The following is a 13,578-nucleotide window of genomic DNA, read 5'->3' as shown; positions in this document are numbered from 1 at the left end:
CAGCCGCCGTACCGTGCCGCCCTACTTCGTGGCCCCTTGGGAGAAGCCGTTGTAGATGTAGCGCTGGAGGAAGAGGAAGAGGAGCAGCGTCGGCAGGATCACGAGGATCGCCCCGGCGGAGATGTTCTCCCAGTGCGCGCCGAAGGGCCCCTTGAAGCGGAACAGCGCCGTGGAGATCGTGCCCTTGTCCTCGGACGGCATGTAGAGGAACGGGATGTAGAAGTCGTTGTACGTCGTGATGCCCTTGACGATGACGACGGTCGCGATCGCCGGCTTCAGCAGCGGCAGGATGATCTTGCGGTAGATGGTGAAGGTGTTCGCGCCGTCGAGCCGGGCCGCCTCGTCGAGCGAGGTGGGAATGGACCTGATGAACTGCAGGAAGATGTAGATCGACACGATGTCGGTGCCCATGTAGAGCAGGATGGGCGCCCACCGGCTGTCGAACAGGCCGAAGCTGTTGACCACTTGGAAGGTCGCCACCTGCGTCGTCACTCCGGGGACGAGCGTGGCGATCAGGAACAGCGCCATGACGGTTTTCTTGAGGCGGAATTCGAAGCGGTCGATCGCGTATGCCGTCATGGATCCGATGAGCACGGTGCCGGTGATCGAGAACAGCAGGATGAACGCCGTGTTCCCGAACGCCATGAGCATCTTGCCGTCGTTGAAGGCGGTCGCGTAGTTGGAGAAGTTCAGCCAGTCGTCCGGAAGGCTCATCGCGCTGCCGTCCGTCACTTCCCGGGACGTCTTGAGCGAGGTCAGGAAGACGACGACCAGCGGAATGAGCACCACGAGTGAGGCGACGACCAGGGAGAGGTAGGTCAGCGCCGTGCCGATGCGGGGCCGCCTGTGGCGCGTGGGCCGGGCGGGTCGCGTGGGCCGGGCGGGCGTGGTGAGCGTGGTCATACGAGGTCCACCTTGTCGTCGGGCACGAGCCGGCGCTGGATCCAGGTGACCAGCAGGATGATCAGGAGCAGGACGACGGCACAGGCCGAGGCCAGGCCCGTCTTGTTGAACTGGAAGGCGAGCTTCACCGTCTGGATGACGAAGGTCGAGGTGTCGGTCGCGCCGCCGGTCATGATGTACGGGATCTCGAAGACGGCGAGCGAGCCGGAGATCGCCAGGATGACGCTGAGGCTGAGTACGGGCCGGATGCTCGGCGCGATGATGTGCCGGAACTGCTGCCAGCGGGTGGCGCCGTCGAGTTGGGCCGCCTCGTACAGCTCACCGGGGATCGACTGGATCGCTCCCAGGAAGAGCACGAAGTTGAGGCCGGTGAAACGCCACACGGACACCCCGGCGAGCGAGGTGTTGGCCGACTCGGGGTCGCCGAGCCAGGCGTGGTCGCCGCCGACGCCGAACCAGGACAGGATCGAGTCGAGGGTGCCGCCGTCCTGGAAGAAGTAGAGGAAGACGAAGCCGATGGCGACGCCGTTGATCAGGTAGGGGAAGAACAGGATTCCCTTGAAGAAGTTGCGGAAGCGCAGATCGAAGCTGAGCACCGTCGCGAAGTACAGCGCGATGACGATCTGCACGGCGGACGCGGCCAGGTAGTAGAAGCTCACGAAGAAGACCCGGAACAGTTCGGGCCGCGTGAACAGCTGCTCGTAGTTGTCGAGCCCGGTGAAGTTCCGGTCCGGGCTGACCCCGTCCCAGTCCGTGAAGCTGTAATAGATCATGTTGCCCACGGGGACGTAGGTGAACGTGACCAGGAGCGCCAGTGGCGCGAGCAGGAACAGCCACGGGGTGATCCGCCGCAGCGGACGGTCGCGCCAGGAGCGGGTGGGCGCGGTGGGGCGGCCGGTGGCGCGGTCCTTGCGGTGGCGGGTGGTGGCCGGGGGCGGCTGGGGTGTCGGCGGCGCGGCGGACGTGGTGTCAGACATGAGGGGGCGGGCCTTTCGTGTTCCGCGACGGGTCGGGCGGGCGTGGGACCCGGCGCCGTGGAGGGCGCGGGGTCCCGTGCGTGCCCGGTCAGGAACCGGCGGCCGCGGCCGCGTCGGCCCAGCGCTTGTTCAGGTCGTCGAAGTAGCTCCGCAGATCGCCGTCCCGGGCGCCGCGGGCCATGTCGATCAGCTTCTGCCGGTAGTCCGGCTTGGCGAGGCCGATCTCGGAGGCGTTGTCGATCGTGTTGACGTCCTCGGTCTTGGCCTCGGACCGCTCGACCAGCTTGACATCGTTGTCCAGGTAGGGCTTGAGAACGTCGGGCAGCTTGTTGGCCTTCAGGGCGGAGACACCGCCCTCCTTCGCGGCGAAGCCGGACTTCTCGGTGAACCAGTCGAGCCAGGCGCGTGCGGCGCCCTTGCTCTTGGAGTGCGCGTTGATCGCCAGCTGGTAGTCGGAGAGCAGCGTGGCGCAGAACTGGCCGGCCTTCTGGACGGGGAAGGGCATGAAGCCGATGTCGTCCGGGTTCTCCCCCGCCTTCTCCGCGGCGTCGCGCATCTGATTGATGGCCCAGGAGCCGAGCATCATGCTGCCGATCTCGCCCTTGGCCAGCTGCGCCTTGGAGCTCTCCCAGTTGGTGGTGGTGGGGTCCTTCTCGGAGAGCTTGTCGTGGACGATGTCGTGCAGCAGTGTGTCGATCACGTTGAGGTCGCTGCCCTCGGCCCAGGGTTTGTCGGCGGTGGCCAGCTCGTCGGAGGCCTTGGCGTCGCAGCTCGCCGAGCCGATGCTGTTGGTCCAGGGGCTGGTCAGCGGCCAGCCGTCCTTGAAGTTGGTGTAGTAGGGCGTGGCGCCCGTCTTGTCCTTGACCTTCGCCAGGTCGACGAGGAACTGGGCCGGGGTGGTGGGCCAGTCGGTGATGCCGGCCTTCTTCCACAGGGCCTTGTTGTAGACGAGGCCGTTCGCGGTGCCGAAGTTGGCGATGCCGTAGGTCTTGCCGCCGACGTCGGTCTTGCCGGTGAAGCGGTACTTCCGCTCCATCGTCCGGGTCTCGCCCAGCGGTGCGAAGAACTTGGGGTAGTCACCCTTGGCGATCACGGCCGGGATGGAGAGGACGTCACCGTAGTTCTCCGTGTTCATCCGGATCTTGATCTCGCCCTCGTAGTCGGTGATGCCCTCGAACTTGACCTTCACCTTGGGGTAGATCTTGTTGAATTCGGCGGCGTACTTTTTCATCGTGCCGTCCTGCACGAGGTCGGTGCGGTGGGTGAGCATCGTGACGGTGCCCGACACCTTGTCCGCGTCCGAGGGGGCAGTGGCCGTCTCGGTGGACGGCGCCCCTCCCCCGCTGCACCCCGCGACGGTCAGCATCGCGGTGGCGAGCAGCGCGGCGTTCAGCGACTTCCTCCTCATGTGCCCAACTCCTTTCAAGGGTTACGGCTCAGGCCCCAGCGGCTGACGGCACTATGTCAGCGATCCGTGAACCGGTAAAGCACTGATTTCCAGCGCGATACCCGATCGTTACCCGTTGCCGCGCCCGTAGTTGTCGGCTCCCGCTCCACCTGCCCGGATGTATACGCCCTCGATCGCCGATGACCACTGGACCGGTTAACCACGGCGAGTTAAGTTGACCGGCATCGCATCCGAGCAGGGCCTGTGCCTGTCCGATTGGAGCCACAAATGAAGGACGTCACCCAGCTGACGGAAGGCTGGAGTCTCAGCCATGACGGGGCGCGTCTCGCCGCCCGTGTCCCCGGCTGCGTCCACACCGACCTGCTCGCCGCGAGCGTGATTCCCGACCCCTTCCTCGGCACGAACGAGAACGACATCGCGTGGGCGGGGCGGCGGTCCTGGACGTACACCCACCCGTTCGGCACCGCCGGGGCGCTCGCCGGTGAACACGAACGGACCGACCTGGTCTTCGAGGGCCTCGACACCGCCGCACGCGTCACCCTGGGCGGCCGGGAGCTGGGCAGCACCCGCAACATGCACCGCTCCTACCGGTTCGACGTGACAGGCCTCGACGGCGAGCTGCGCGTGGAGTTCGCGTCCGCCTACGACGAGGCGGCGGCCGTCCGGGAAGCGGTCGGCGAGCGCCCCAACGTCTATCCGGAGCCGTTCCAGTACATCCGCAAGATGGCGTCATCCTTCGGCTGGGACTGGGGGCCGACCGTGGTGACGGCCGGCATGTGGCGACCGGTGCGGCTCGAGCACTGGTCGACGGCGCGCATCGCCCGGGTCCGGCCGTTGGTGACCGTCGACGGCGGGGCGGGGCGCGTGGAGCTGCGGATCGACCTGGAGCGCACCGCGCGCGGCACGGACCGGCCGCTCGTCGCACACGCCACCGTGGCGGGGACCGAGGCCCGTGCCGATGTCCGGGGCGACGCCGTCACCCTGGTGCTCGACGTGCCGGACGTACGACTCTGGTGGCCGCGCGGGTACGGCGAACAACCGCTGTACGACGTCGACTTGACGCTTCTCTCGGACGGCTCGGCACTCGACTCGTGGCACCGCCGGGCCGGCTTCCGCACCGTGGAGCTGGACCACTCCGCCGATGAACACGGCACCGGCTTCACCTTCGTCGTCAACGGCGAGCGCGTCTTCGTGCGCGGCGTGAACTGGATCCCCGACGACGTACTGCCCTCCAGGATCACCCCCGAGCGCTACCGCACCCGCCTCACCCAGGCCGCCGACGCCAACATCGACCTCATCCGCATCTGGGGCGGCGGCATCTACGAGGACGAAGCGTTCTACGACGCCTGCGACGAGCTCGGCCTGATGGTCTGGCAGGACTTCCTGTTCGCCTGCTCCGCCTATCCCGAGGAACAGCCGCTGCGCGGCGAGATCGAGGCCGAGGCGCGCGAGAACGTCGTACGCCTCATGCCGCACCCCAGCCTCGTGGTGTGGAACGGCAACAACGAGAACCTGTGGGGCTTCCGCGATTGGGAGTGGGAGGACAAGCTCGCGGGCGACTCCTGGGGCGAGGGGTACTACCTCGGGCTTCTGCCGCGTGTCGTCGCCGAGCTGGACCCCACGCGCCCCTACACCGCGGGCAGCCCGTGGTCGGGATCGTGGGACCACCACCCGAACGACCCCGACCACGGCACGTACCACTCGTGGGAGGTGTGGAACCGGCAGGACTACACGGAGTACCGCGCGAACGTGCCGCGGTTCGTCTCCGAGTTCGGCTGGCAGGCGCCCCCGGCGATGGCCACCCTGCGCCGCGCCCTGCCGGGCGAGGAGCTCGCGCCGGACTCCCCCGGCATGCTGCACCACCAGAAGGCCGAGGACGGCAACGGCAAGCTGAACCGCGGCGTCGCACGCCACTTCGCCCTGCCCGAGGGCGACTTCGACCGCTGGCACTACCTCACCCAGGTCGTCCAGGCCCGCGCCGTCGCCACCGGGATCGAACACTGGCGGGCCAACTGGCCGCGCTGCGCCGGCACCATCGTGTGGCAGCTCAACGACTGCTGGCCGGTCAGCTCCTGGTCCGCCGTCGACGGCGACGGCCGGCTCAAGCCGCTCCACCACGAGCTGCGCCGCGTCTACGCCGACCGCCTCCTCACCCTCCAGCCGGGCGCCGAAGGGCCCGAGCTCGTCCTCGCCAACCAGGGCGCCGAACCGTGGACGACCACCGTCACGCTGCGTCTGATGCGCACCGACGGCACCCTCGCCGCACGCGTCCCGCTCGGGCTGACCGCCCCGCCCCGCGAGGTGCTGCGGCTTCCCGTCCCGCCGGAGGCCGTCCCCGCCACGGGCTCCGCCAAGGAGTACCTGGTCGCCGACGCCGACGAGCTCCGCGCCGTCCATCTGCCCGTACGGGACCAGGAGTTCGACTACCCGGAGCCGCGCTACGAGATCACCGTCCAGACCGTGGGCGGCGACCGCGACACGGTCGACGTCACCGTGACCGCGCGGACCCTCGTGCGCGACCTGCTGCTCCAGGCCGACCGCATCGCCCCCGACGCCTCGGCCGACCGCGGCCTGACCACACTGCTTCCGGGTGAGCGGACCACGATCCGCGTGCACGGCGCGGGAGGCGCCGGGGCCAACACCGTCCGGGCCGCCCTGTTCTGCGTGGAACCGGCGTGAGCGCTCCCTCGCGGCGCGTCACCATCAAGGACGTCGCGGCAGCCGCCGGCGTTTCCAAGGGCGCGGTGTCGATCGCGTTCAACCACAAACCCGGGCTCTCGGAGCCGACCCGCGAACGCATCTTCGCCGTCGCCCGGGAGCTGGGCTGGGCCCCCGACTCCTCCGCCCGGAACCTGTCCACCCGGCGAACCGACACCATCGGACTCGCCCTGTGCAGGCCTGCCCGGCTCCTCGGCCTCGAACCGTTCTACATGGAGTTCATCTCCGGCATCGAGAGCGTGCTGGCCGAACACTCCTGCTCCCTGCTGCTCCGCCTGGTCAGCAGCCTGGAGGAGGAGGTCGCCCTCCAGGAGACCTGGTGGCGGGAGCGGCAGATCGGCGGCTCCATCCTGGTCGACTTCCACCAGGACGACCCGCGCATCGAACCGCTCAAGCGGCTCGGTCTGCCCGCCGTCGCGGTCGGCCATCCGGACCTGACCGGCGGGATCCCCTCGGTGTGGACCGACGACGCCACCGCGGTGGCCGAGGCCGTACGCTACCTCGCCGCCCTGGGCCACCGGCGCATCGCCCGCGTCGGCGGGCCCGCGGGCCTGGGGCACAGCGCCATCCGGGAGCAGGCGTTCCAGGCCACCCTGCGTGAGTTGCGCCTGGAGCCGAGTCCGCAGGTGGCGACGGGGTTCGCCGGCGAGGAGGGGGCGCGCGCCACGCGCTCGCTGCTGCTGCGCCCCGACCGTCCGACCGCCATCGTCTACGACAACGACCTGATGGCCGTGGCCGGTCTCGGCGTCGCCGCCGAGATGGGCGTCCCCGTGCCGGAGGAGCTGTCGCTGCTCGCCTGGGACGACTCCCAGCTGTGCCGGCTCACGCATCCGACCCTGTCGGCGATGAGCCACGACGTGTACGGCTTCGGGGCGGAGGTCACCCGCGAGCTGTTCGCCGTCATCGCCGGCCGCGCGGTGTCCCCGCACCCGGTCTCGACGCCTTCGCTGACGCCACGCGCGTCCACGGCGGCGCCGCGCGCGGCTCGGAGGGGCTGAGCCGTATCCGTGTCGCGGGCGACCGGAGGGAGGTGTCTATGTGCGCCGCGGCGGGCTGGTGCTCGCGCGGGGCACCAGCCGGGCGGCCGTCACCTGGCTGTTCTCGACGGGTTCGGCGTCGACAGCGGCCAGCAGGGTGCGCGCGGCGCAGGCCCCGTACTCCGCGATGTCTCGTGTCAGGGCGGTGAGTTGGGGCCGTACGACCTGGGTGAAGGGTGAATCGTCCCAGGCGACGAGGGAGAGGTCGCGCGGCACTTCCAGGTTCAGTTCCTGGGCGACCGACAGGCCGGCGACGGCCATGATGTCGTTGTCGTAGACGATCGCCGACGGGCGTTCCGCGGCGATGAGGAGGCTGCGGGTGGCCCGTGCTCCCTCGTCGCCCGAGTAGTCGGTGTGCACCACGACGGGCGCGGGCAGTCCGGCGGCGCGGCAGCCCGCCTCGAAGGCGGCGTCGCGCACCGTGGTGTGCGCGAGTTTCGGCAGACCGGCGACGCGCGCGATGTTGCGGTGCCCGAGCGCCGCCAGATAAGCGACGGTCTCGTGGATGCTCGCGCCGTCGTCGGACCAGACGGCGGGCACCGCGCCGGCCGCCTCGGGCGGGCCGAGGGCCACCACGGGCAGGTCCATGGCCGCGAAGGCCGGTACACGGATGTCGTCGTCGTGCAGGTCGACGAGGAGCGCGCCGTCCACCCTGCCCTCGCCCCACCAGCGGCGGTACAGCTCGATCTCGTCGTCGTGGCTGGTGACGGTCTGCAGCATGAGGGCGATGGACCGCGGCGCAAGCTCGGACTCGATGCCGCTGATCAGCTCCATGAAGAACGGCTCGACGCTGAGCGTGCGGGCGGGCCGGCACACGGCAAGGCCCACGGCGCGGGCCTTCGCGCCGTTGAGGGCGCGCGCGGCGTTGCTGGGCCGCCAGCCCACGTCCCGCGCGATGGCCTTGATCTTGGCCCGGGTCTGCTCGGACACGCCGGGCTGGTCGTTGAGGGCGTAGGACACCGCGACCTTCGAGACGCCCGCGCTGCGCGCGATGTCCGCGATAGTCGGCCGTTTCATGCGCCCTCCTGCTGTACCGGTTCCGCACTTCAGCGGCCGACCTTACCGGCCGCCCGCCGAAGTGCACTCATCCGGTCGGAGAACCGGGGTTCAGGCGGTGGTGCAGGCCTTGCCGTTGAGGCTGAAGGCGCTCGGTGCGGCGTTGCTGCCGGTGGAGGAACCGTTGAGGCCGAAGCTCACCGACCCGTCGGCGGGGATGGTCCTCGTCCAGGACTCGGGCGTGACATGGACGCGGGCGCCGTCCTGGGTCGCCCTGGCGTTCCACACCGACCTGATCTTCTGCTGTCCGGGGAAGGCGAAGTCCAGGGTCCAGCCGTCGACCGCCTGCCGGGTCGCGTTGCGGACGGTGATGTCGGCGTTGAAGGAGTCACCCCAGTCACTGAGGCGGTAGGTGACGGTGCAGGCTCCGTCACTCCCGCCGCCGTCCCCCGGGTTCGCGAAGACGCTGGCTTCCTTGGCGGTGGCCTTGATGCCGTTGGCGCCGTCGAACAGGCGCTTGCCCCAGTCGGAGAGCTGGTTCGGGTCGAAGCCACGGACCAGGTCCAGGTACTCGACACCGCCGCCGTTGCCGCTCCAGGACCAGCCGAGATATCCGATGCCCTGGGCCTGTGCGGTGGCCATGATGGCACCCTCGTCGGGGTTGCCGTCGGAGTGCATGTCACCGAACTCGCCGACGACGATGGGGAGTTTGGCCTTGGTGAAGCGGTTGAGGTAGTCGCTGACCTCGGCCGGGGTGTCGTATACGCCGTACATGTGGATGTCGAAGACGGTGTTCTTGTCCGGATCGGCGGCGAAGACACCGGCGGCGTTGTCCCGCATGGTGAAGGACCAGTCCTGGCCCCAGTTGGGGGCGTCGACCATCAGGGTGTGGTCGAGTCCGCCGTCGCGCAGGCGTCCGATGGCGTTCTTGGTGTCGCCGGTCCAGGCCGCGTAATTGGTATTGCCGTAGGGCTCGTTACCAATATTGACAAGGACGTACTTCTCCTGCCCGACGAGGGCACCCTTGACGCTGAGCCAGTAGTCGACGGCCTTGTCCAGGCCGACCGCGGCGCCCGCTTCGCCGTAACCGGTGGTGTCATGCGCCTCCAGGACACAGACGAGCCGGTTCTTCTTGCACTCGTCCACCACGTGGGCGACGTCGGCGGTGTCGTTCTTGGTCCACTGATCGCCCGTACTCAGCACGACCCGAACGGAGTTGGCGCCCTTGGCCTTGATGTCCTTCAGCGCCTGGTCGGTCCTGCCCGGATACCAGGCGTGGGCGTGATTGACGCCCCTCAGCACGAAATCCTTCCCGTTGGCATCGAGGAGCCGCCCGTCCTGAACGTGGAATCCGGCGGTCGCGGCGGGCGCCGCCTGGACAACGCGGGCGTCTTGAACACCCTGAGCGGCTTGAGCGGCCGAGGCGGGAGTGAGGAGTGAGGCACAGGCGGCGAGCAGGGCGCCCGCCGCGACGGCGGCCGGGGTTCGTCTCATCTGGTGCTCCTGGTCCGGTGGGGGTGTGGGGGCGCGGCTCATTGCCGACGCGGGGCGGCCGGGCGGGCGGCCGCCAGCACACCGTCCCGCCTGCGCAAACGCACTCCCGACGGTCCGGCCCGACGCTTCCGCCCGGCGACGGCCACGACACTAGAGGCCCCGGAAACCGAGCACAATGGTTCGTACGGAACCGGTTAAGTTCGATGTTGTCGGGGCGCCATGGGGCCGCCACGTATGGCGGCTCGCCTCTGGATACGATCAACTCCTGCGCCAGCGATGAGGAATGAGGCGGGGACGTGACGAGGGAGAGTCCGGCGCAGGGGTCCGGGCCCCTGGCGACCAAGGGGCGCCGGGGCTGAAGGGCCTCGACGTCCCCGGCATCACCGTCGAGGGCAAGGCCGCCCGCTTCCAGTGCGCCGGCCAGGAGCTGCGGGTGCGCCCGGCCGACGAGCTCGACCAGGGCGAGACGTTCCGAACGTGGCCGCGGAGGCCGACCGCGTCGGCTGCGGCCCCCTGCGCATCGAGCTACCGGACTGAGCGCGGGCCCGCAGCCCGCGGCTCACGGCTCGCGCGAAGTGAGCCCCGCCGCGACGGGGGAGACACGGCGGGGCCCAACAGTCGAGTGCCCGCTGAGGAGACGCTCACACCCGGCTGCCGCATCGCATTCCGAATTCGGCATTCCGACCCCGTCGACTCAGCGGCGGGCCTCGCCCCTCACCGGGGCGCTTCGCCCTCCCCCGCTGCCGCTATACGGTCACTGCCCGTCCTTCAGCTTGATGATCTTCCCGTTCTTGTCGAGCGTGCGGTCGCTCCAGTACTTGTCCCACTTGTCCCCGACGTGCTCGGGAACCTTGCCCTCCGGGTAGCGGGCGTAGCCCTTCGGCGGCTCCTCCCCGTCGGGCTGGCACGCGGATCCGCTACTGCCCACGCGCAGGACCGGGTACTCTCCGCCGCCGCAGATCGCGTCCTCCGTGGAGCAGCCGGTCAGCACCGCGGCGGCCGTCGCGCCCGCCAGCGCGAGCCCCACGAGGGACCGCGCCGAGCGGCCGCCCCTCGCTCGTGACGCCTGACGAACTCGAATGCCGCTGCCCACTGTTGACTCCCTCTCGTCGACCCCTGGGGGTCCCTTCGGCTGGTACGACCAGCTTGCGCGAACCGCGAGAGTCGTTCATGAGTACGAGTACTCAGACAGGCCAGGCCGACCTACTCGACCGGGACGCCACCGTGAGCCAGCTTGGCTCATTACGGCGTCGCACGTGTGTCACTCCGCGTGCCACTATGGCGTCATCCAGCTTTCCGCGCCGGAAGGAACGCCCGTGCAGAACGACTTGTCGACCGATCCCGTCAGCAGCTTCCCGGAATCCCGCTCCGAGGGCTGCCCCTTCGACCCGCCCGCCGAACTGACACGGCTGCGCGACGAGCGGCCGCTCGCGCGGATGCGGTATCCGGACGGGCACATGGGCTGGCTGGCCACCGGTCATTCCGCCGCCCGTGCGGTCCTGAGCGACCCGCGCTTCAGCTCGCGCTACGAACTGCTGCACATGCCGATACCCACCGGGTTCACCGGCGAGCTGCCGCCCGCCCCGACGGGAGACCTCACGGGCATCGACGCACCCGAGCACACGCGTTACCGGCGGCTGCTCGTCGGCAAGTTCACCGTGCGCCGCATGCGGCTGCTCACCGAACGGGTCGAGCGGATCACCGCGGACCACCTCGACGCCATGGAGCGGCAGGGCCCCGTCCTCGACCTGATGCGGGCGTACGCGCGGCCCATCCCTGCCCTCATGATCTGCGAGCTGCTCGGAGTGCCCTACGCCGACCAGGACCTGTTCCAACGGCACACCGAGACGGCCATGACGCTGAACTCCACCGAGGAAGAGCGCTACGCGGCCATGACCGCGATCGAGGAGTACATGCGGGAGCTCGTCCTGCGGAAGCGCGCCGCCCCCACCGACGACCTGCTCAGCGATCTGACCCACAGCGACCTCACCGACGACGAACTCACCGGCATCGGCGGCTTCCTGCTGGGCGCGGGGCTCGACACCACCGCCAACATGATCGCGTTCGGCACCTTCGCCCTCCTGACCCATCCGGACCAGCTCACCGCCTTGCGGGCCGAGCCCGGACTCGCCGACCGGGCCGTCGAGGAGCTGATGCGGTACGCGACCATCGCACAGACCGCGGTGCGTGCCGCGTTGGAGGACGTCGAGGTGGAGGGCGAGCTGATCAGGAAGGGAGAATCCGTCGCCGTGTCGATGGAGGCCGCCAACCGCGACCCGGCGAAGTTCCCCGACCCCGACGTGCTCGACCTGCGCCGCAGGGCGACCGGACAGCTGGGCTTCGGCCACGGCGTCCACCAGTGCCTGGGCCAGCAGCTGGCCCGCGTCGAGATGCGGGTGGCCTTCCCGGCCCTCGTCACCCGCTTCCCCACCCTGCGCCTCGCGGTCGCGCCCGAGGACGTACCGCTGCGCGAGGGCATGAACATCTTCGGAGTCCACGAACTCCCCGTCACCTGGGGCGATGCGTAGGCAGCCGCCCGTCGCCCGGCGGCGTGCTCAGGCGAGCGTGCGCACCACGTCACGCACCTGACCTGCGACCGACTCCGGCAGCGGCGCGTAGTTCAGCCGGGACAGGTCCTTCTGTCCCACCTTGCTCGCGGTGTAGGTCAGGAAGGACTTGAGTGCGGGCAGGGTCTCCTTGTGGTTCCCCTTGTCGCAGACGATCTCGTAGGTGACCTGGACGATCGGGTACGCGCCGGGAGCGGAGGAGCCGTAGCGGAACTTCAGCTTCATGTCCTTGCCCTGGCCCGCGACCCGGGCGGCCGCCGCGATGCCGGCCGAGGCCGTCGCGGGCGTCGGTTCGACCGGGGCGGGCGCGCCCGTGTCGATGCTCACGGTCTTTATCTTGCGGGCCCGCGCGAAGGACAGCTCGAAGTAGCCGATCGCGCCGAAGCCGGAGGTCACTTCGGAGGCGACGCCGCTGGACCCGCTCGCGGACGCGCCGCCCGTGCCCTGCCAGGCCTTGCCCACCGGGTGGGCCCAGGCCTCCGGGGCCGCGCCCGCGAGGTACGCCTGGAAGTTCTGTGTGGTACCCGAGTCGTCCGACCTGTGCACGGGGCGGACGGGCATGGCGGGCAGCTCGGCGCCGGGGTTGAGGCGCTGGATCGCCGGATCGTCCCAGGTGGTGATCTTCCGGTCGAAGATCTTGGCCAGGGTCGGGGCGTCAAGCACCAGGTCGTCCACGCCGGGCACGTCGTAGCCGATCGCGATGGGCCCGCCGACCATGGGCAGGTCGATGGCCCGCCCGCCCCGGCAGACGTCCTTCGAGCGCTCGACCTCGTCGGGCTTCAACGCGCTGTCGGAACCGCCGAACGCGGTCGCGCCCCGCAGGAACTGCGCGCCGCCCGCACCGGATCCGATCGGGTTGTACGCGATCCGCACGCCCGGGCAGGCGGCTTGGTAGTGCTTGATCCAGTACTTCATCGCGTTCTGCTGGGCGCTCGAACCGGTCCCCTGGACCTTGCCCGCGTCGGCGCAGTCGATGCCCGCGACGGCGGCGGGGCCGGCGGAGGATGACCCGTCCCCGTCATCGCCCCCGTCCCCGAGGACACCGCATCCCGTCAGCGACAGCGACAGGAGAGCCGTCAGGGAGACCGCGGTGCGCGCTCTCCCTCCTTGATACGTACGTCCTGGACGTGGGCGTTGCAACGTTGTCCCCTCGGGGTACCGCGAAATGGATCTCGACCGGACTCAGATGTTCGCCGATCCGCGCCGTCTGCGGGTAAATCCGGGGCGAACATCGAGCGACGCACTGCGGTACGGAGATCGATCGGTAGGGGGAACATGACGCGGAGTGAAGCGAGGTCGTCGCCCCGCCTCCAGGTATCCTCGGTACCGCACCCGCCCCTCCCAGGAGTTGAGATGCCCGGTCGCACGAGCACGCGCTGACGTTTCAGGTCGTTCGATCCGTCATCGCGTGCTGCCCGTACTGAACGCCCTTCCGTACGCACCGCGGCACAGCGAGCCCTTCTCCGCTTTCTCGGCTC

General features: G+C 69.6%; 10 protein-coding genes. 3 read left to right on the top strand and 7 right to left on the bottom strand.

The annotated features are described in order from the left end of the window. Positions 1-21: 21 nt before the first annotated feature. The 3 genes from ACI2L3_RS11125 to ACI2L3_RS11115 form a co-directional block, all read right to left on the bottom strand. Entirely contained in the window at positions 22-903 is an 882-nt protein-coding gene (locus ACI2L3_RS11125) for a carbohydrate ABC transporter permease (RefSeq protein WP_404752059.1), read from the bottom strand. Continuing rightward, positions 900-1,880, bottom strand: a complete 981-nt coding sequence (locus ACI2L3_RS11120; protein ID WP_404752058.1) for a carbohydrate ABC transporter permease — start codon at positions 1,878-1,880, stop codon at positions 900-902. The genes ACI2L3_RS11125 and ACI2L3_RS11120 overlap by 4 nt, the downstream gene beginning before the upstream one ends. Before the next feature lie 88 nt (positions 1,881-1,968). Beyond that, positions 1,969-3,288 carry an ABC transporter substrate-binding protein gene (locus ACI2L3_RS11115; RefSeq protein WP_404752057.1) on the bottom strand — a complete coding sequence of 440 codons (1,320 nt, stop codon included), beginning with the start codon at positions 3,286-3,288 and terminating at the stop codon, positions 1,969-1,971. Between the two features lie 267 nt (positions 3,289-3,555). Between ACI2L3_RS11115 and ACI2L3_RS11110 the strand changes: the two genes are divergently transcribed. Together ACI2L3_RS11110 and ACI2L3_RS11105 are read left to right on the top strand one after the other, a co-directional pair. Further along, a complete protein-coding gene (locus ACI2L3_RS11110; protein WP_404752056.1) occupies positions 3,556-5,967 on the top strand; it encodes a glycoside hydrolase family 2 protein in 2,412 nt (803 codons plus the stop codon). Beyond that, complete coding sequence (locus ACI2L3_RS11105) at positions 5,964-7,004, top strand: LacI family DNA-binding transcriptional regulator (protein ID WP_404752055.1); 1,041 nt, start codon at positions 5,964-5,966, stop codon at positions 7,002-7,004. The genes ACI2L3_RS11110 and ACI2L3_RS11105 overlap by 4 nt, the downstream gene beginning before the upstream one ends. Positions 7,005-7,040: 36 nt before the next feature. On the opposite strand, the gene ACI2L3_RS11100 is transcribed toward ACI2L3_RS11105, so the two are convergent. The 3 genes from ACI2L3_RS11100 to ACI2L3_RS11090 form a co-directional block, all read right to left on the bottom strand. Continuing rightward, positions 7,041-8,060, bottom strand: a complete 1,020-nt coding sequence (locus ACI2L3_RS11100; RefSeq protein WP_404752054.1) for a LacI family DNA-binding transcriptional regulator — start codon at positions 8,058-8,060, stop codon at positions 7,041-7,043. 90 nt (positions 8,061-8,150) lie between these two features. Then, positions 8,151-9,533, bottom strand: coding sequence for a cellulase family glycosylhydrolase (locus ACI2L3_RS11095; RefSeq protein ID WP_404752053.1), 1,383 nt, complete (start codon positions 9,531-9,533; stop codon positions 8,151-8,153). A gap of 754 nt (positions 9,534-10,287) precedes the next feature. Beyond that, on the bottom strand, positions 10,288-10,560 hold the full coding sequence (locus ACI2L3_RS11090; RefSeq protein WP_404752052.1) for an SCO0607 family lipoprotein: 273 nt from the start codon (positions 10,558-10,560) through the stop codon (positions 10,288-10,290). A 289-nt stretch (positions 10,561-10,849) separates the two neighbouring features. Between ACI2L3_RS11090 and ACI2L3_RS11085 the strand changes: the two genes are divergently transcribed. After that, positions 10,850-12,061, top strand: coding sequence for a cytochrome P450 (locus ACI2L3_RS11085; protein ID WP_404752051.1), 1,212 nt, complete (start codon positions 10,850-10,852; stop codon positions 12,059-12,061). A 27-nt stretch (positions 12,062-12,088) separates the two neighbouring features. On the opposite strand, the gene pstS is transcribed toward ACI2L3_RS11085, so the two are convergent. After that, on the bottom strand, positions 12,089-13,240 hold the full coding sequence (gene pstS, locus ACI2L3_RS11080) for a phosphate ABC transporter substrate-binding protein PstS (protein ID WP_404752050.1): 1,152 nt from the start codon (positions 13,238-13,240) through the stop codon (positions 12,089-12,091). Between the last annotated feature and the right edge of the window lie 338 nt (positions 13,241-13,578).

It is taken from the genome of Streptomyces sp. NPDC029674, from assembly GCF_044903205.1.
Taxonomy (GTDB): Bacteria; Actinomycetota; Actinomycetes; order Streptomycetales; family Streptomycetaceae; genus Streptomyces.
The sequence above is the reverse complement of the archived record's forward strand: the minus strand, read 5'-3'. Positions and strand labels throughout refer to the sequence as shown.